We start from the raw sequence: 18281 nt of genomic DNA, 5'->3' as shown, positions 1-18281 counted from the left end.
GCCCCTGGCGCCCGACTCCCACCCCGACCCCGACCCCGACTCCGATTCCGATTCCGAGCCCGGCCCAAGGCACCCGACCCCGACCCGACTCCGCAGCGCCCGACTCCCCCCAGAAGGAGCCCCGTTCATGACCGGAACCCCGCACGGCAGCCACGGACCGCTCGGCGGTGTCGTGGTGGCCACCGCGCTGCCCTACTCCGAGGACCCGGCCGCCCCCGCCGGACTCGCGGTGGACTACGACCGCTATGCCGAGCACTGCCGCTGGCTCGTCGACAACGGCTGCCGCGGTGTCGGCCCCAACGGCTCGCTGGGCGAGTACTCCTCGCTCACCGACGAGGAGCGGCGCCGGGTCGCCCGTACCGCGATCGAGGCGGTGGGCGGGGAGGGCATCGTCGTCGTCGGGGTGCACGGGCCCGGCGCGCACCAGGCCCGGTACTGGGCGGAGCGCGCCGCGGAGGACGGCGCGGACGGGCTGCTGTGTCTGCCGCCGACCATGTACCGGGCCAACGACCGGGAGATCCTCGCCCACTTCGAGGCGGTCGTCTCGGTCGGGCTGCCCGTGATGGTCTACAACAACCCGATCGACACCAAGGTGGACCTGACCCCCGCGCTGCTCGCCGAGATCGCGCAGCTCGATCACGTCGTCGCGGTGAAGGAGTTCTCCGGGGATGTGCGGCGGGTCCTGGAGATCAAGGAGAGCGCGCCCGGTCTGGAGGTGATCAGCGGCGCCGACGACGTCGTCCTGGAGAGCCTGCTGATGGGCGCCACCGGCTGGTTCGCCGGATTCCCCAATGTCTTCCCCGCCGAGTCGATCCGCCTGTACGAACTGGCCCGCGCCGGTCGCCTCGCCGAGGCCCGCGCCCTGTACGAGCCGCTGGTCGCCGCCTTCCGCTGGGACTCGCGCACCGAGTTCGTGCAGGCCATCAAGCTCGGCATGGAGCAGGTCGGCCGCTTCGGCGGGCCCTGCCGCCCCCCGCGCGGACCCCTCTCCGCCGCCCAACGGGCCCAGGTCGAGGCGGACATGGCCCGCGCGCTCGCCGCCCTGCGGCAGCAGGCCGATCCCCAGCCGCGGGCCGATCCCCACCTGCACGCCGACCCCCAGGGGCAGGGCGATCCTCGGACCGGGACCGGGACCGGAACCGGGACAGGTCCTCGGACGCAGACCGGTCTCCAGCGGCAGGCCCGCTGATGCGCTCCGTGCGGACCCTCAGCGCGGTCGACTCGCACACCGAGGGCATGCCGACCCGGGTCGTCACCGGCGGAGTCGGGCCGATCCCCGGTGCCAGTATGGCCGAGCGCCGCCGCCACGCCATGGCGCACCTGGACGGGCTGCGCCGCTTCCTGGTCGACGAGCCGCGCGGCCACCCGGCGATGAGCGGCGCCCTTCTCCAGCCGCCCACCCGGCAGGACGCCGACTGGGGAGTGCTGTACATCGAGGTCAGCGGCTTTCTGCCGATGTGCGGGCACGGCACCATCGGGGTGGCCACGGTGCTGGTGGAGACCGGCATGGTCGAGGTGCGGGAACCGGTGACCGTGGTCCGGCTCGACACCCCGGCCGGACTCGTCGAGGCCCGGGTCGCCGTCCGCGAGGGGGTCGCCGAGGAGGTCACCCTGCGCAATGTGGACTCCTTCGCCCTGCGCCTGGACGCCGAGGTGGCGGTACCCGGCCTCGGCACCGTCCCGTACGACCTGGCCTATGGCGGCAACTTCTACGCGATGGTGCAACTGGACGCGCTGGGGCTGCCGTTCGCGCGCTCGCGCAAGGACGAGATCCTGGCCGCCGGGCTCGCGCTGATGCGGGCGATCGACGAGCGGGACCGTCCGGTGCACCCGGTGGACCCGGCCATCTCGGGCTGCAAGCACGTGCAGTTCCTCGCGCCCGGCTCCACCGCCGCGCACTCGCGCAACGCGATGGCGATCCACCCGGGCTGGTTCGACCGTTCGCCGTGCGGCACCGGCACCTCGGCCCGGATGGCCCAGCTGCACGCCCGCGGCGAACTCGCCCTGCACACCGACTTCGTCAACGAGTCCTTCATCGGTACCCGCTTCACCGGACGGCTCACCGGCACCACCGAGGTCGGCGGCCTGCCCGCGGTCGTCCCCGAGGTCAGCGGCCGCGCCTGGATCACCGGCACCGCCAACTACCTCCTGGACCCTCGTGATCCCTTCCCCGAGGGCTTCGTCCTCTAGGCCCTGTCTTCAAACTCCCCTCGTCGCCCGGACCCCAACTCCGTACCCAAGGAAAGGGATTGACCACGATGGACGCCCCCGCGAGCTCGCCCACCACCTCAACGGCCGCGGTCGGCGCGGCGGTTGAGGCCGCTGCCGCCGCCGCGTCCGGCTGGGCCCGCTCCCGCCCGGCGGACCGCGCCCGCGCGCTGACCGCGGTGGCCGGTGCCCTGGAGGCGGAACGGGAGCGGCTGGTCGCCGCCGCCGACCGGGAGACCCGGCTCGGGCCCGCCCGCCTCCACGGCGAACTCACCCGTACCACCTTCCAGTTGGGCCTGTTCGCCACCGAGGCCTCCACCGGCGCCCTCTACGACGTCCGGATCGACCGCGCCGACCCGGACTGGCCCACCGGACCGCGCCCCGAACTGCGCCGCTACCGCACCGCACTCGGCCCGGTGCTCGTCTTCGCGGCGGGCAACTTCCCCTTCGCCTTCAGCGTCGCGGGCGGCGACACCGCCTCCGCCTGGGCCGCGGGCTGCCCCGTGGTGGTCAAGGCGCATCCGGGGCACCCGGAACTCTCCCGGCTCACCGCGGGGATCGTGCGCCGGGCGCTGGCCGGGGCCGGGGCTCCCGAGGGCGTCTTCGCGCTGATCGAGGGCGAGCGGGCCGGAGTCGAGGCGCTGCGCCACCCGGCCCTGCGCGCCGCCGCCTTCACCGGCTCGGAACGCGGCGGCCTCGCCCTCGCCCGTATCGCCGCCGACCGCCCCGAACCCATCCCCTTCTACGGCGAACTCGGCAGCGTCAACCCGGTGGTGGTCACCGAGGCGGCGGCCCGCGCCCGCACCCGGGAGATCGCCGAGGGCTGTGCCGCCTCGCTCACCCAGGGCGCCGGGCAGTTCTGCACCAACCCGGGGCTGCTGTTCCTGCCCGCCGAGGACCACGGGCTCCTGGCCGCGCTCACCGCGGCGGTGGGCGCGGTCCCCGCGGCCCCGATGCTCGGCGACCGCTTCACCGCGGGCTACCTGGACGGCGCCGGGCGGCTTGCGGCGCTCCCGGGCGCCCGGCGGCTGGTCTGGCCCGCGGAGGGGGCACCGGAACCGGCGCCCCGGCTGCTCGCCCTGGACCTGGCGGCCTTCACCGCGGCGGGCCGGGCGGCGACCGCGGAGTGCTTCGGACCGCTCGGCCTGGTGGTCACCTACGGCAGCCGCGCCGAGCTGACCGGGGTGCTGCGCAAGCTGCCCGGACAGCTCACCGGAAGCCTGCACGCCGAAGCCGCCGAAGCCGAAGCCACCGAGGCCGGGGCGGACGGTGAACTCGCCGCGCTCGCCGAGGTGTTGGGTGACCGCAGCGGGCGGGTGCTGTTCAACCAGTGGCCCACCGGGGTCTCCGTCACCCACGCCATGCAGCACGGCGGCCCCTTCCCGGCCGCCACCGTGCCCGCCACCACCTCGGTCGGCACCGCCGCGGCCGAACGCTTCCTGCGGCCGGTCGCCTACCAGGCCCTGCCCGAGGTCCTGCTGCCCGAGCCGCTGCGGGAGGCCAACCCTTGGGGGGTGCCGCGGCGTGTGCGGTAGGCCGGTGCCCCCGCTGTTCAGCCCCCGTACCGTGCGGTTGCCGGGCGCGGCGCGAGCAGCCCCCGGACCAGGCCGGCCTCCAGGGCCACCAGGGCCCGGATCACCGGCACCGCCGTGGCGAGCAGGACCGCGCCGACGGCGGTGTGGAAGCCGAGGTCGGCCGCCTTCGAGGAGATGCCGAAGGCGAGGTCGAGCAGGCCGTTGTTGTCGTCCCGGGGGAGGGACCAGGACCAGGTGGCGTAGAGGAGTTCGCCGAGGCCGCCGAGGGTCCAGGTCAGCGCCAGGGTGAAGGTGACGGTGCGCTGGAGGAGGGCGAGGAACATGAAGCCGAGGTCGCGCCAGGACTGCGGGTCCGCGAGCGCCCGGGCCCGGCCGCGGAGGCCGTCGCCGGTCGCCGTGCGGTAGCGCGGGGCGGGCAGCGGCTCGCCGGTGACGGCCTCGGCGCGCCGGCGTTCGAAGGCCGCGTACCGGCGGGCCGTCGCCAGGGTCCCGGCCAGCACCGGCACGCCGAGCACCACCACGAGTGTGCCGAGGCCGAGGGAGAGTCCGGCGCTCGCGGCCACGAAGGCGCCGAGGGCGAGGGGGAAGCCGAGCAGGACGTAGCGCAGCCCGGAGCCGAAGCGGAGGGTGGGGCGCGGCGGCGCGGGCTGCCAAGTGCCGTACGCGGTGGGGGGAGTTGTCGTCTCGGTCGTCATGGCTTCAGCCTGTCGCGGGCCGTCCGCCGGGCCCAGCCGGTCGGCCCCCGGGACCGCGGTGGGGAAATCCCCACCAGGGGGCTCGCCCTGGCACCCCCGGGCGCGGGGACATCCGTACCCGAGCAGCCGAGCCGGGGGCCCTCGGCCGGGACTCAGCCGGACCGGCGGACGAGCACCACCGCGATGTCGTCGTGCGAGCTGCGGGACAGGGCCGGGGTGACCACCAGGTCGGCGAGGGCGTCCAGGGAGAGGCCGGCCGCGACCGACTGCGCGGGCCCCGTGTCCCCGGGGCGGGCCGCCAGGGTGCGCCTGCCGAGCGGGCCGTCGCCCGCGCCGTTCCCGGCGCCGTGCTCCGGGGCCCGGTCGCGGGCGGTCCACTCGGCGAGGGCGTGCATGAGTTCGTGCACCGCGCCCGAGTAGTCGGTGCCGGGGCGTTCGACCAGCCCGTCGGTGAAGAGCAGCAGGATGGCGCCGGTCGGCAGCGTCCCGGCGAGCGCGGGGTAGTCGGTGCCGGTGAAGGTGCCGAGGGGGAGCCCGCCCGGTACCTCCAACTCCTCGACGCGGCCGTCCGGATGGACCACGAGGGGGTACGGGTGACCGGCCCGCACGGCGGTGAACGTCCCCCGCTCCGGGTCGAGTTCGACCAGGCAGCCGGTGGCGAAGAGGTCGGTGTCGAGGTCGGTGAGGGTGTGGTTGCCGAGCGCCATCAGGGCGCTCGGGGTGGGGCCCCGCTTGGCGTGCGCCCACATCGCGGTGCGCAACTGGCCCATGACGGCGGCGGCTTCGGCGCTGTGCCCCTGGACGTCGCCGATCGCCAGCATCACCGTGCCGTGCGGCATGGTGAGGATGTCGTACCAGTCGCCGCCCACGTAGAGGCCCTTGGAGCCGGGCAGATAGCGGACCACGGTCTCCAGGCCCGGCACCTCGGGGAGGTTGCGCGGCAGCATCAGCTGCTGGAGTTCGTTCATCTGCCGCCGCCGGGCGTCGAACTGCTGGGCGCGGGCCAGGGATTGGCCGAGGATGCCCGCCGCGGCGGTGTGCGCGACCTGTACGTCCGCGGTGAACTCGTGCGGCTCCGCGTAGGTGACGATCCACATGCCGACCAGGCCCTCGCCGGTGGTCAGCGGCAGTACGGCGCCGGAGGCGGGCGGCTCTGCCCACAGGGGGTCCGGGGAGGCGAAGTGCCGCAGGTACTCCGCGCGGTCGGCGAAGAACACCGGCCGGTCGGTGCCGAGGCGGCGCAGCAGCGGGTGCCCGGGGCCGCTCTCGGCGAGGTGCCCGAGCCGTTCGAGGTGTTCGAGGTCCGGGCCGTGGAAGCCGCGGCTGCCGACCAGGTGCAGACCGGTGGCCTCGCGCAGGAAGACGGCGGTCGCCGTGCCGCCGAGCCCGGGCAGCACCGTGTCGAAGACCTGCCCGATCACGCTCTGCGTGGACATCGCCCCGCTGAAGGCGCGCGAGACATCGAGCACGAACCGCTGCCGGGAGGCGCTCTGCTCCTCCCGCCGGTGCTGCTCGGTACGGTCCTGGGCGACCCCGAGCATGCCCATCGGCCGCCCCTGGGTGTCGTAGACGACCCGGCCGCCCGCGTCGATCCAGTGCACGCTGCCGTCCGGCCAGACGATGCGGTACTCCCCGCGGTAGATCCCCGACTCCTTGGTGCGCTCCAGGAGTTCGATCACGTCCTCGCGGTCCTCGGGGTGGATGGCGTCGAGGAAGGTCTCGTGCCGTTCGTCGAAGTCCTTGGGGTCGAAGCCGAAGATGCGGCAGATCCGGTCGTCCCAGATGAGCTTGCCGGAGGCGAAGTCCCAGTCGAAGGAGCCGATCTCGGCGTTGGTCATGGCGAGTTCGAGGCGCGCCGCGCGCGAACGCCCCCGGATCAGCCGCAGGGCCTGGTCGAGCCGCTCGTCGCTCTCCGCGCCCGCCCCGGTGGACAGCAGATGGTCGAGGCGGTGCGCGCTGACCGTGGAGATCAGGGTCAGCTCGTGCTCCTCCTCGGCGCTGAGCGGCTCTAGGCGTTCCAGCTGCACCATGAGGGTGCCCAGGCAGCGGTCGTCCACGAGCAGCGGGAGCACGCTGAAGGAGACCTGGAGCTGCAGGGGGCCCACGTCCGGGAACCGGCTCCGGTAGGCCTCGGCGAGCACATGCACCGGCTCGCGGGTGCGGGCCACCTCCACGATCGGCAGATCGGCGTCCGGCGGGATCATCCGGAACCTGTCGAGCAGCTCCTCCTCGTATCCCGTCCCCATCGCCATCCGCATCCACCCGTCGTCCTGGAGCAGATGCACGGCCCCCGAGGAGGCCCCCACCCCGGCCAGCCAGACGTCCATCGCGGTGGCCAGCAGGGACTGCGGATCCGGGCAGCTGAGCAGCTGCGCCATGGCCTCGGCGACGGAGGGGCGGCCGGTGGTGTCGGTGCTCTGCGGGTGAGGGCGCGGGTGTCGCGGCGGGTGCGGTTCCCGGGGCGGCTGCCGGTCCGCCGGGTCGCCGTACGCGCCCGGGGCCCGGGCGGTCACCGGCCCGTGCGAGTCCCGCGCGCCGCGCCCCGGTGGGCGCCGCCCGCCGGGCCCCTGGTCCTGCGGTTCGGGCACGTCGCTCCTTCACCGTCTTCCCCAAGAGCCATGGTCACCCAGAAACCGCACCTCAGCGATCGCGGTGCCCCACTCGGGGCAAGGGGTGCGCCGGACCGCCCCGCCGGTCGTTTCCGGGCGCGGCGGGCGCGGCGGGCGCGGCGGGCGCGGCGGGTGCGGGGGAGCGGGGAGGCGCGGAGCGGTCGCGCGCACCCGCCACGCCCCATCTGGTCCAGACCATGGACAGGTAAGGGGATCTCGTGCAGCATTCTGAATGCTGTACAGCATGAGGAATACGGCTCAGAACGGGAACCCCGTGCAGGATCCGGAATCCGCGGCCGTGGCTTCTCCATGGATTCCGCCGAGTCCTCCGGAGCCCTTGAGCCGAGTCGAGCCGAGTCCAGTCGCTCCCCGTCGAGCCCGTTTCATCCCCGCAGAGTCCCCTTGAGTTCCGGAGGCGTCTCCCCATGAACCGGCGTCAACTCCTCTCCGGCGCGGCGGCAGTTGCCGCCTCGGCCGCCCTCGCCCCGGTGGCCTCGGCCGCCCCCGCCCGTACCGCCCCGCCGCCGCTCGCCACGGCGGTGCGGCTGCCCTCCCGGGAGGAGATCGCGGTGGTCCTGCGCCGGGTCGCCGACCACTGGATCGGCGCCCACCAGGACCCCGGCGACAACGGCTGGGCCCGCGCCACCTTCTTCAGCGGGCTGATGGCCCTGCACCGGCTGACCGGGGAGGGCCGCTACCTCGACCACGCCCGGGGCTGGGCCGAGGGCCACGACTACGGACTGCTCGACGGGGTCACCACCCGGCACGCGGACAACCAGTGCGCCGGGCAGGCCTATCTCGACCTGTACGCCCTGGAGCCCGAGCCCGGGAAGATCGCGGCGATCGAGGAGTGCCTGCACCGGATGGTCGCCGTGGACCGGCCGGAGAAGGACGACGACTGGTGGTGGGACGACGCGCTGCACATGGCGATGCCGCCGTTCGCCCGGATCGCCGTACTGCGCGAGCAGTCGGGGCAGCCCGACCGCGCCGCCTTCGAGGAGAAGCTGCACCGCCTCTACACCCACACCAGGAGCACCGAGGGCGGCCCTGGGCTGCTCGATCCGGACAGCGGCCTGTGGTACCGGGACAAGCGGTTCGTCCCTGGCCTGCCCGGCGCGATCACCTCGCCCGGTGGGAAACCCGTCCGCTGGTCGCGGGGGAACGGCTGGGTCGCCGGCGGCCACGTGAAGACCCTTGAGGCCCTGCCGCCGACCGCCCGCGACGTCCCGGAGTACCGCGCCGCCCTGGCCGCCCTGCTCACCGCCGCCCGCGAGGTCCAGCGCCCCGACGGCTTCTGGAACGTCAACCTCGCCGACCCCGACCACCTCCCGGGTCCCGAGACCAGCGGCACCTCCTTCCTCGCGTACGGCACCGCCTTCGCGCTGCGCACCGGCCTCGTCGACCGCACGGCCTTCCTGCCGGTGGCCGCCCGTGCCTGGCAGGGGCTCGCCACCACGGCCGTGCAGCCGGACGGGTTCCTCGGCTGGGTGCAGGGGGTGGGCGACCGTCCCGAGTCCAGCCAGCCGATCGGCCCGGACACCACGGCCGACTTCGGCGTCGGCGCCTTCCTCCTCGCGGGCACCGAACTCGCCCTCCTCGCGGACCAACTCGCCCGCTAGACAGCCCTGCTGGGCGGTAGGCCGCTGTGCAACTCCGGATTCCCGCCCTGCCCCGCGCCGCCCGATGTCCGTACGATGACGCCGACTTCGGGCCGGACGACGGACCCGGGCCGTGGCACGAGGACTTCGCCGGGACGCCGTCCGGCTCCGGCGGGCCCCGGCCGCGACAAGACCACGGGGGCGCGGATGGGCGGGAACGCGGGCAGGGTCCACGGCACGGTGGCGGCCGGATTCGAGGCGGTACGCGCGGAGTTCGCGGCGGTGGCCGCCGAAGAGGGCGGTGCCGGGCGCCAGTTGCACGTCCGGTGGCACGGCCGCGCGGTGGTCGACCTGTGGAGCGGCGAAGGGGTGCGCGGGGACTCGCTGTTCGCCCTGTTCTCCGCCGCCAAGGGCGCCGCCCATCTGGTGGCCGCGCTGCTCGTCGCGGACGGCACCCTGGAACTGGACCGTACGGTCGCCTCGTACTGGCCCGAGTTCGGGGCCGAGGGCAAGGACCGGCTGACGCTGCGCGAACTGCTCGCCCACCGGTCCGGGGTGATCGGCGCCGAGGGCGGGCTCAGCTCGGCCGAACTCGCCGACGACCGGGTGCTCGCCGCCCGCCTCGCGGGCCAGAAGCCCTACTGGGAGCCCGGCACCCGATACGGCTACCACGCCCTGGTCATCGGCGCGTTGACCGGCGAGGTCATCCGCCGGGCCACCGGGCGGAGCCTCCAGGAGCTGTACGACGAGCGGGTGCGCCGCCCGTACGGACTGGACTTCCACCTCGGCCTGCCGGAGACGGAGGAACCGCGCTTCCTCCCGGCGGAGGCGGCGGAGACGACGGACGGACCGGGCGGCACCCGCGGTCCCTCCGCACCCGGCGGTCCCTCCGCACCCGGCGGTCGCTCCGGGCCTGGCGGTCCCTCCGCACCCGGCGGTCCTTCCGCGCCCGGCGGCCCCGCCGGACCCGGCGCTCGCGGGCCCGCCTCCGGCCCGCCCGCCCTGACCGCCGTCGCCTTCAATCTGCACGGCGGCGGCTGGAGCCCGCGCGAGCTGCTCTCCTTCGCCAACTCCCGCCGGGTGCGCGCCCTCGGTCCCGCCTCCACCGGTGCCGTGGGCAACGCCCGCGGGCTCGCCGGGCTCTACGCGGCGGCGCTCGGCGGCGACGGGGAGCGTCCGCCGCTGCTCGACAGGGCGACCCGGGAGGAGTTCACCCGGACCCCCTGGACCGGCACCGACGCGGTGACCGGGATGGCGGACAGCTTCCTGCTCGGCTTCGAGGCCAAGGGCAGTCGCTACCCCGCACTCGGCAAGGACGCCTTCGGCCACGCGGGCGCGGTCGGCGCGGACGGCTTCGCCGACCCCGGCACCGGACTCGCCTACGGGTACACCCGCCGCCGCTTCTCGTCCGCGGGCCCCGGCGCCGCCCCGGAGAACCACCGCCTGGTGGACGCCGTGGTACGCGCCGCGGATGAGGCGGTTCGGGACTGAACTCCCTGCGCCCAACTGCTGATTGACGTGCCGTCAGCAGCCGGTGGCAGGCATCGCGTACGTACCGGAGCCCGGTCGTACGGAGCGTCGTCGTAAGAAGCGCGGTGCGCGGTGCGCGGTGCGTACGGAGCGTGGTGCGCACGGATCGTGCCGCGTACCGAGCGTGGCTCGACGCACCGGTGCCCGGCGGGCGCGGAACGGGCGCGCGTCCGCCGGGCACCGGAGGGAGCGGGGGGAGCCGTCAGGCGGCGTAGCCCTTCGGGGGGATCAGGCTGGCCAGCTGGTCGAAGGAGAGCCAGTAGATCTGGTTGCCGCCGAAGGAGGCGGGGTCGGCGATGAGGACGGTGCGGTTGGCGTCGTCGTAGCCGATGACCGTGAAGTAGTGGTAGATCGTCTGGTCCGAGGGGTACCCGGGCGGCTGGTTGCCGGGCGGCGCCACGATGTTGGCGACGATCGGGTAGTTGTTGTCGACGTCCGTGACGATGTCGCTCCACAGCAGGTCCTTCTGGGCCTGGCTGGGCGGATCGTTCGGCATCTCCTTGGTCTCGTACCAGCCGGTGCCGAGGTTGGCGTTGAGGACGCCGGTGACCTGGCTGATGTGGTCGGTGCCGTTCTCGGTGGTGCCCAGCTGCGCGGCCAGATCGCCCTGGCTCGGCGGGGCGATGCGCGCGGAGAGGGCGATCCGGGTGGCGGCCGGGCCGCACCACCAGCCGGTCTCCTGGACCTGGTAGTCGACGTCGATGGTGTGCGCGCCGGCGGTGCGCACGCCGTCGATGTGGAGTCGGGTGCCGGGCTCGTTCTGCCCGCTGACCACCGCGGTGCCGGCCTCGGAGCCCTTGCTCAGGACCGAGACGCTCGCGGGCTGGGGTGTGGGGGAGGCCTGGGCCGCGACGGGCGAGGCGAGGGCCCCGACGGCGGCGACGGCGGCGACGGCGATCGCGGTGGACACAAGTCTTCTGCGCATGAAGGCTCCTGAGGGGGGATATGGGCCTTGCGGGGAAGAAACCACCTGCCTGGGTGGGGAGCACGCGGTCTCCGGGATGCTCCGTGGAGCAGGGCAAGGGTGATTCCCGGCCGGTGGCGCACGCAAGAGGCGAAAGCCCAGACTTACCGGTGGCCGGTCGGGAACGGCTGCTTTCGGCCGGTCGACTCCCTTTGCCCGGCGGCCGACCGGGCGGGTCGGTACGTCGGTCGAGGTCGGTCCCCGGACACCCGTTCACCTGAGGCCGATGCCCTCCGCCGCGTCCGCGGTGTCGAGCAGGGCGCGGCCCTGGGCGGTCGCCACGTGGAAGGAGCGCCCGCCGTTGCGCACCGTGGTGACCAGGCCCGCGGCGCGCAGCACCTTGATGTGCTGGCTGACCGCGGGGTGGGTCACTTCGAGCAGCCGGGCGGCCTGCACCGTGGTGCAGCCGTCCCGGGCCTCGCGCAGCAGGGCCGCCCGGGTGTGGCCGAGCAGCGGCCCGAGCGGGCCCGTGCCGTCCGGGGCCCGGCCGCCGCCGCGTGCGGGCCTGGCCCAGTCCGGGGCGTGGTGGATGGGGTAGACGAGGACCGGCGGCAGCTCCGCGTCGGCCAGCGTGATCGGCGTGGGCCAGCAGAAGAACGAGGGCTGAAGGGTCAACCCCCGCCCGCGCAAACGCAGTTGGTGGTCGATCGGGTAGGCGACCTCCAGCACCGGCGGGCGCCAGCGGAACTGCGGGCCGAGCCCGGAGAGCAGCCCCTCGGTGCCGCCGTCGCGCAGGCTGTGCAGCCGCAGGGTGCGGTCGGCGTCGATATGGGCGTGGATGTGCTGCCAGAACGGGGCGAGCGCCTCCAGGTGGTACGTGTGCACCGCCCGGCCGAGCCGCCGCAGGCTCGCGGTGTCGCCCACGGCCAGCGGGCTCGCCCAGTTGGGCAGGTGCCGGGATGCGGCCAGCTGCGCCAGGTCGGCACGGAGTCTTCGGCGGGGCGCGCTCATCAGGGTGTCGACGGCCGCCTGGAGGCTGCCGCGGTCGCCGGTGGTGGGGGTGAGGAAGTCGGGGGAGTAGCCGTGCGGCGGCAGCAGCGAGGACAGCAGCCGTCCGCTGTCCGAGAGCCGCGGCCGGGCCCACTGCCGCCACTGGCCGAACACCCGGGTGCCGTCCCGCCGTTGCAGGGTCTGCACGCTGTTGCTGATCTCCCACAGGAAGTCGGGCCCGGGGGCCACCCGGACCCGCGCCAGGTCCTCGGAGGTGAAGTAGATCCGCAACATGCTCGCTCCCCTCGTACGGTCACGGTGTTTCCCATGGTCCCGGTGCGGCCGGGCCCGATCGCCGCCGGGCGGTGCCCCGGTCCGGTGAGTTTTCCCCGGGCGGAGGGCGGCCACAAGTCCCGGTCCGGCGTCCGGACAGCGGACGGGGGCGCCGTCCGGTGACCGGACACGGGGTCCGGGGCCTTGCGGTGCGCGGGGGTTCAGCTCGCGAGGTGGAAGCCCGCGCCGACCCCGCCCTCGGCGTTCATCTCCGCGATGATGCTCAGGATCGGCGAACTGTGCTGCACGCCCCAGGCGTTGCCCGCCAGGGTCTCGCCGTCCACCACGGGGGCGCCGGAGTCACCGCTGTTCGTCCACACCAGGTGGGTGAACCAGATCCCGTTGGTGCCGAGCTTCACCCCGCAGGTCAGGCCGGTGCGGTGGCCCTGCTTGCACATCCGGGTGCCGTTGGCGGGCGGTGCGCCGATCTTCCTGACGGTGACCCCGCCCACGGTGGCGGTCGGCCGCACCCGGGACTCGTCCAGCTTGATCACCGCGTAGTCCAGGCCCTTGGGGCCGAGTTGAGCAGGTTGTCGGGGGTGCTGACATAGGTCACGGTGCCGATGGCGCCGGTGTCCAGGTCGGGGCGGCTGTCCTCGACCGGGGCCGGGGCGGCGGCCGTCCCGGCGGGCGAGCGGTCCACCCAGACCTTCTCGCCGACCAGCTTCCCGCCCTCGGCGTCGATGAAGCAGTGCGCGTCGGTCAGCCCGACCAGGTTGCCCGCGGCGTCCCGGCCGACCGCGGTCATGGTGCAGGTGTAGAGGCTGGTGGGCGCCTCGGGGCTCGGCGCCATCCGGAAGATGAGCCCGGTGCCGCCGCCGACTTCAATCGGTCCCGCCTTCGGCGCCCCGTCCGCGGCGGAGGCGGCGGGGGCGGTGAGCAGCGGGGTGCCCGCCAGCAGCACGGCGAGGCCAAGAGCACGTAACACGCGTCGCATACGACCACTTCCGGTAGGCGGCGGCGCGGGGCGTCGGCGGTGTCCTGCCGCCCGGACGCGGTGCGCCGACCACGGATTCGATTAGAACTATTTTCTAGTTCCTACCATGCTCCCGGCGCCCGCCACAGCTGTTCCCCACGTGTCCCGCGCCACCCGGCAAGCGGATCCCCGCCGTCCGCCCGCGGATACCCGGGCGGGGTTTCCTGCCGGACATCCGCGTATTACCGGGGTGTTGCGTGCCGCTTGCCGAACCGTCTCCCGGTGTTTCGCGCCAACCGCTGTTTTGCGTCACACCCAAAAGGCCGCCCTTGACGATCACTTGGGGATCCCTTTACGTTTGCCTGGCGGAACCGAGCAGGTTTCTCTTTTCCGTTCATCCGTCTCTCGGGAGGTCTCATGGAGAAGCTCATCAAGCGCATGGCGCAGGACGGCACCTGGCGCGAGTGGGTCGCGGTCAATTCCGCGAGCGCCGCGGGCAAGGACGGCTGTATCAGCGTCGCCAAGTCGGGCTGCATCAGCGCGACCCCGGCCAAGTCCGGCTGCGTCTCCTGAATCACCGGACCGGTGGCCGCCCGGGTGCCCGCGGGTCTTCGGCGGCCACCGGACCGTGCCCACCTGCGCATATGTGAACCGATCCGGAGCGCGCCCCGTGCGGCGCCCCGCCGTGGACCCGAGGTAGGCATGAGCCGCCAGCCGACGCCCGAGGAAATCGAAGAGATCCGGGGCATCCCCCTCTATCAACCTTCCCTTGCCCAGGGCTACTTTCCCGTTCTGGAGAAACCCGTGATAGCCGAGGGTTTCCCGGAGAACTGGATGACACCGGCACTCGCGGCCGCCCTGGACTCCGGCGATGCCGAATTCGTCCTCTCCACGGGAACGAATCACGCCCGCATGCAGATAATTCGCCCGCCCTACTTCCTGCTCCACTCCTACTACCGCCTGTGGAGCGAGCACCCGGACATCGCGGAAACCTGGGAAGCGGGCTGCCCGCGGGTTTCCCTGACCACCGTGATGGCCACCGAGCACGTGGCGCGGGTGAACGCGAGAAAGCGCGGCGGCGAACCGGCGGCCACCCCCGCCCTGGACGACCGGCGCCTGGACGCCCGCACCGTCTACCTCAACCTCAGCCTCGATCCGGCGCTCTGGGACCGCGCGGAGGTCGGCCGCATGATCGAGGAGATCCGCTCCGTCCAGGCGTCCCACCCGAGCGGCCGCTACCACCTGGACTGCTCGACCAGCCACCTCGCGCACCTGGTCCGCAAGGCTGCCGACTGGGGCCTGTGGGCGGACTTCCCGCGCCCCGCGAGCATCATCCACGCCTACGAGTACACGCCCGCCACCGTCCGCCGCTTTCTGCGCGCCCGCTTCGACTGCCCGATCGTCGACCTCTTCGGCAGCACCGAACTCGGCTACCTCTACTACAGCGACGCCGAGGGCGCCTACCACCCGTACCTGGACCGGATGAGCGTCGAACTCCTGGAGACCGTGCCGGACAGCGGCCTGTACTCGCTCATCGTGACCAGCCTGCGCAACCCGTACATGCCGTTGATCCGCTACCGCTCCGGGGACGTCGTCCGCACCCTCGACGGGGGCCCGGACCCGGCCCGGATCTCCCGCTTCACCGGCCGGGAGAAGGAACTGCTGCCCACCCCGCACGGCCCCCTCTCCCAGGGCGACCTGGACGAGGCGGTCGCCGCCGCGGCACCCGGCGTCTTCCAGCACCAACTCCGGTTGTACGAGGGCGAGAGGGCGGAACTGGCGTATACGACCTTCACCGGCGAGCCCCTGGACGGCGCCGCGGAGCGCGTACTCGCCGAGGCGGCCGGAAGCCTGACCGGACGCCCCTGTCGCGCGGCGCACCGCGACCACATCCCGATCGGCAGGTCCGGCAAGTACGCCTGGCTCGCCGCGCACAGCTGACGACGGAGAACCATGAGCGCACCGAGCACATCCCCCACACCGGGCACATCCCCCACACCGGGCACCGCGGGTCCGGCAGGACCGCCGACCGGGCCCCGGGCGGCGGGGACGAGCGCCGAGGCCCTGCGCGGGCTCCTCGGCCCGGAGCTGCACGAGGAGGTGGTGCGCCACTTCACCGCCACCACCGAGCACCCCCGCCCGTACGTGGAACGCCAGGTCACCGAGTGCCTGCGCTACCTCTTCCTGGTCTCCCGGTACCGCGAGCGGCTCGCCGGGCTCTTCCTCCCGGTGGAGCAGGAGATCGACGAGATCTGGCACTACCTGATCCTGCAGACCCGCGAGTACCGCGCCCTGTGCGAACAGCGCCTGCCCGGCGGCTTCTTCATCGAGCACCGCAGCATCGGCTACGAGGACTACCAGGAGCGGCCCGGCCGGGAGCAGCTGGCCGAGGAGGCGCTGCGCTGGATCCCCCTGTACCGCGCGGAGTTCGGCCCCTACGACGAGGGCGCGCTGCCGCACTGGACCATCGTCCGCTTCCTCCACCGCAACCTCGGACTCTCCCTCGCGGAGATCGCCGCACTCGAAGCGGCCGGCGAACAGGAGGCGCGGCAAGGGGAGTTGAGCACCGGGGGCCGGGCGGGCACCGCGGCATGACGGAGACCGGCACCGGTCGGCGGCCAGGGCCCGCGGCAGCCCCCGCCGAGCCGCCGGAGCAGCGCCGGATCCTGCTCGTCCTCGCGGTGGCCCAACTGCTCAGCGGCGCGGGCGTGGCCGCGGGGATCACCGTGGGCGCCCTGCTCGCCGACGGGATGCTGGGCTCGGCCCGGCTCGCCGGGGTGCCCGCCGCGCTCTTCACCGGCGGCGCCGCCCTCGGCGCGCTGGGCATCGGGCGCCTCAGCCAGCGCCGGGGCCGCAGACCGGGGCTCACCGCCGGATACGCGGTGGCCGCCCTCGGCAGCCTCGCCGTGGTGCTCGCGACCGCCGTGCACAGCGCCGCCCTGCTCTTCGGCGCCCTCCTGGTCTACGGCGCCGGTACCGCGACCACCCTCCAGGCCCGGTACGCGGGGGCCGACCTCGCCTCGCCCGCACGGCGCGGCCGGGCGGTCAGCACCGTGCTCTTCGCCACCACCCTGGGCGCGGTCACCGGCCCCAACCTCCTTGAGGCCACCGGGGACGCGGCGGCGCACTGGGGCCTGGCCCGGTTGTCCGGCCCCTTCCTCCTGGCCACCGTCGCCTATACCGCGGCCGCCCTCACCCTGGCCCTCGCCCTGCGCCCGGACCCGCTGCTGAGGGCGAGGCAACTGGCGGCGCGGGAGGCGGAGTTTGTCGCGGGTGCGGGTGCGGGTGCGGGTGCGGGTGCGGGTGCGGAGCCGAAGGTGGAAGAGCCGGGGCCGCCACCGAAGGCCCACCAACGTACGGAGCAGCAGGCGGACTTGGGCACCCCGGGCGGCAGACGGGTTGCCCCGGGCGGCAGTTGGGGGACCCGGGACGGCAGGCGTCTGGCCGCCGGGGCCGGTGTCATGGTCCTCACCCAGCTGGTCATGATCGCGGTGATGACGATGACCCCGGTCCATATGAGCCACCACGGCCACGGCGGCGGGGCCACCGGACTGGTCATCGCCCTGCATGTGGGCGCCATGTACCTGCCGTCCCCGCTCACCGGGCGGCTCGTCGACCGGCTCGGACCGGCGCGGGTGGCCGCGGCCTGCGGCCCGGTGTTCCTGGCGGCGGGCAGCCTGGCCGCCTTCGCCCCCGCGCACCGCACCGCCGGTCTCGCCCTCGCGCTCGTCCTGCTCGGCCTCGGCTGGAACCTCGGCCTGGTCAGCGGCACCGCCCTGGTCACCGAGGCGACACCGCTCGACCGCCGGGCGGCGGTGCAGGGGACCATGGACACGGCGATCGCGGTCTCCGGCGCCGCGGGCGGACTGCTCTCCGGGCTCTTCGTCTCTGCCACCGGTTTCGGCACCCTCGCCCTCGGCGGCGCCCTGCTCGCCCTCGCCTGCCTGCCGATCGCCCGGGTGTCGGCCCGCCCGTCCGAGGCCTGAACGGGCGGGCTCAGTCGGGGGCGCGCCGTAACCGCCTTTCGGTGCCTGCGAGTTCGGCCCTATTCGCACCCGCCGGACGCCGGTGGCTCCCCCTGCGCCTCCGCCCGTTCAGCCCTTGAGCGCGGTGCCGATCGCCTCCGCGAGCGGGGTGGTCGGGCGGCCGATCAGCCGGGCGAGGTCGTTCTCGCGCCGGGCCAGGACACCGCGGGCGACGGCGGAGTCGATGTTGACCATGAGGTCGGCGACCGGTTCCGGCAGCTCCGCGCCGAGCAGCGCGGCCCGGTGCTCCTCGGGCGTCACGGGCCGCAGCGCGACCTCGCGGCCGGACTGCCGGGCGACCTCGGCCGCGAACTCGGCGAAGTCCCAGTCCTCGTCCCCGCTCAGCTCGTAGGCCCGCCCGGCATGCCCCTCACCGGTGAGCACGGCGACGGCCGCGTCCGCGTAGTCGGCGCGCGAGGCGGAGGCGATCCGGCCGTCCCCGGCGCTGGAGACCACCGCCCCGCTCGCCAGGACCTGGTCCAGCTGCGCGGTGTGGTTCTCGTGGTACCAGCCGTTGCGCAGCAGTACGTACGGCAGGCCGGAGTCGCGCACCATCGCCTCGGTGGCCTTGTGCTCCTCGGCGAGGATGAAGTCCTCGGGGGTGGCCGGGGCGCCGAGCAGGCTGGTGTACGCGAGGAGCGAGACGCCCGCCGCCGCGGCCGCGTCGACCACCGCCCGGTGCTGCCCGATCCGCCGGCCGACCTCGCTGCCGGAGATCAGCAGCACCCGGTCGCCGCGTCCGAAGACCCCGGAGAGCGAGTCCGGCGCGCTGTAGTCGGCCACGCGTACCTCGACTCCCCGGGCGGCGAACTCCGCCGCCTTCGCCCGGTCGCGCACGACGGCGACGATCTCCGCTGCCGGTACGCGCGCCAGCAGCCCTTCGACGACGAGGCGCCCCAGCCGGCCGCTCGCTCCGGTGACGACGATGCTCATGTGTT

The 18281-nt window shown here is 74.2% G+C and carries 16 protein-coding genes; 9 read left to right on the top strand and 7 right to left on the bottom strand.

The features are described from left to right. Nucleotides 1–127: 127 nt before the first annotated feature. The 3 genes from HFV08_RS15505 (at nt 128) to HFV08_RS15495 (ending at nt 3743) form a co-directional block, all read left to right on the top strand. On the top strand, nt 128–1189 hold the full coding sequence (locus HFV08_RS15505) for a dihydrodipicolinate synthase family protein (protein WP_168539845.1): 1062 nt from the start codon (nt 128–130) through the stop codon (nt 1187–1189). Next, on the top strand, nt 1189–2190 hold the full coding sequence (locus tag HFV08_RS15500; protein ID WP_168539843.1) for a proline racemase family protein: 1002 nt from the start codon (nt 1189–1191) through the stop codon (nt 2188–2190). Before HFV08_RS15505 ends, HFV08_RS15500 begins: the two co-directional genes overlap by 1 nt. A 68-nt stretch (nt 2191–2258) precedes the next feature. Continuing rightward, nucleotides 2259–3743, top strand: coding sequence for an aldehyde dehydrogenase (NADP(+)) (locus tag HFV08_RS15495; RefSeq protein ID WP_168540041.1), 1485 nt, complete (start codon nt 2259–2261; stop codon nt 3741–3743). A gap of 17 nt (nt 3744–3760) precedes the next feature. Here HFV08_RS15495 and HFV08_RS15490 read toward each other — a convergent pair whose 3' ends face one another. Both HFV08_RS15490 and HFV08_RS15485 read right to left on the bottom strand, forming a co-directional pair. Beyond that, nucleotides 3761–4438 (bottom strand): sensor domain-containing protein, encoded by a 678-nt coding sequence (locus HFV08_RS15490; RefSeq protein ID WP_168539842.1) that lies wholly within the window; start codon nt 4436–4438, stop codon nt 3761–3763. Between the two features lie 152 nt (nt 4439–4590). Continuing rightward, entirely contained in the window at nt 4591–7026 is a 2436-nt protein-coding gene (locus HFV08_RS15485) for a SpoIIE family protein phosphatase (protein ID WP_168539841.1), read from the bottom strand. Between the two features lie 446 nt (nt 7027–7472). Between HFV08_RS15485 and HFV08_RS15480 the strand changes: the two genes are divergently transcribed. Together HFV08_RS15480 and HFV08_RS15475 are read left to right on the top strand one after the other, a co-directional pair. Then, a complete protein-coding gene (locus HFV08_RS15480; RefSeq protein WP_168539840.1) occupies nt 7473–8666 on the top strand; it encodes a glycoside hydrolase family 88 protein in 1194 nt (397 codons plus the stop codon). A 186-nt stretch (nt 8667–8852) separates the two neighbouring features. After that, complete coding sequence (locus tag HFV08_RS15475; protein ID WP_168539829.1) at nt 8853–10136, top strand: serine hydrolase domain-containing protein; 1284 nt, start codon at nt 8853–8855, stop codon at nt 10134–10136. A 241-nt stretch (nt 10137–10377) separates the two neighbouring features. On the opposite strand, the gene HFV08_RS15470 is transcribed toward HFV08_RS15475, so the two are convergent. The 4 genes from HFV08_RS15470 to HFV08_RS31605 form a co-directional block, all read right to left on the bottom strand. Continuing rightward, a complete protein-coding gene (locus HFV08_RS15470; protein WP_168539827.1) occupies nt 10378–11100 on the bottom strand; it encodes a C39 family peptidase in 723 nt (240 codons plus the stop codon). A gap of 252 nt (nt 11101–11352) precedes the next feature. After that, nucleotides 11353–12363 carry an ArsR/SmtB family transcription factor gene (locus tag HFV08_RS15465; protein ID WP_168539825.1) on the bottom strand — a complete coding sequence of 337 codons (1011 nt, stop codon included), beginning with the start codon at nt 12361–12363 and terminating at the stop codon, nt 11353–11355. Nucleotides 12364–12563: 200 nt separating this feature from the next. Next, nucleotides 12564–12896, bottom strand: a complete 333-nt coding sequence (locus HFV08_RS31610) for a chymotrypsin family serine protease (RefSeq protein WP_246341772.1) — start codon at nt 12894–12896, stop codon at nt 12564–12566. Further along, entirely contained in the window at nt 12893–13330 is a 438-nt protein-coding gene (locus tag HFV08_RS31605) for a hypothetical protein (RefSeq protein ID WP_246341771.1), read from the bottom strand. The genes HFV08_RS31610 and HFV08_RS31605 overlap by 4 nt, the downstream gene beginning before the upstream one ends. A gap of 405 nt (nt 13331–13735) precedes the next feature. On the opposite strand from HFV08_RS31605, the gene HFV08_RS15455 reads away from it, so the two are divergent. The 4 genes from HFV08_RS15455 to HFV08_RS15440 all read left to right on the top strand — a co-directional run bounded on the left by HFV08_RS15455 (nt 13736) and on the right by HFV08_RS15440 (nt 17304). Next, a complete protein-coding gene (locus HFV08_RS15455) occupies nt 13736–13891 on the top strand; it encodes a hypothetical protein (RefSeq protein WP_168539823.1) in 156 nt (51 codons plus the stop codon). Between the two features lie 129 nt (nt 13892–14020). Beyond that, entirely contained in the window at nt 14021–15259 is a 1239-nt protein-coding gene (locus tag HFV08_RS15450) for a phenylacetate--CoA ligase family protein (RefSeq protein WP_168539821.1), read from the top strand. A gap of 12 nt (nt 15260–15271) precedes the next feature. Continuing rightward, nucleotides 15272–15913 (top strand): glycine-rich domain-containing protein, encoded by a 642-nt coding sequence (locus HFV08_RS15445; protein WP_246341770.1) that lies wholly within the window; start codon nt 15272–15274, stop codon nt 15911–15913. Beyond that, nucleotides 15910–17304, top strand: a complete 1395-nt coding sequence (locus HFV08_RS15440) for an MFS transporter (protein ID WP_168539819.1) — start codon at nt 15910–15912, stop codon at nt 17302–17304. The genes HFV08_RS15445 and HFV08_RS15440 overlap by 4 nt, the downstream gene beginning before the upstream one ends. A gap of 108 nt (nt 17305–17412) precedes the next feature. Here HFV08_RS15440 and HFV08_RS15435 read toward each other — a convergent pair whose 3' ends face one another. After that, nucleotides 17413–18276: an NAD(P)H-binding protein gene (locus HFV08_RS15435; protein WP_168539818.1), complete on the bottom strand. Its 864-nt coding sequence runs from the start codon at nt 18274–18276 to the stop codon at nt 17413–17415. Nucleotides 18277–18281 lie beyond the last annotated feature (5 nt).

Source organism: Streptomyces physcomitrii, assembly GCF_012273655.1.
Taxonomy (GTDB): domain Bacteria; phylum Actinomycetota; class Actinomycetes; order Streptomycetales; family Streptomycetaceae; genus Streptomyces; species Streptomyces physcomitrii.
Note: the sequence above shows the minus strand (reverse complement) of the source record. Positions and strands in the feature narration are given on the sequence as shown.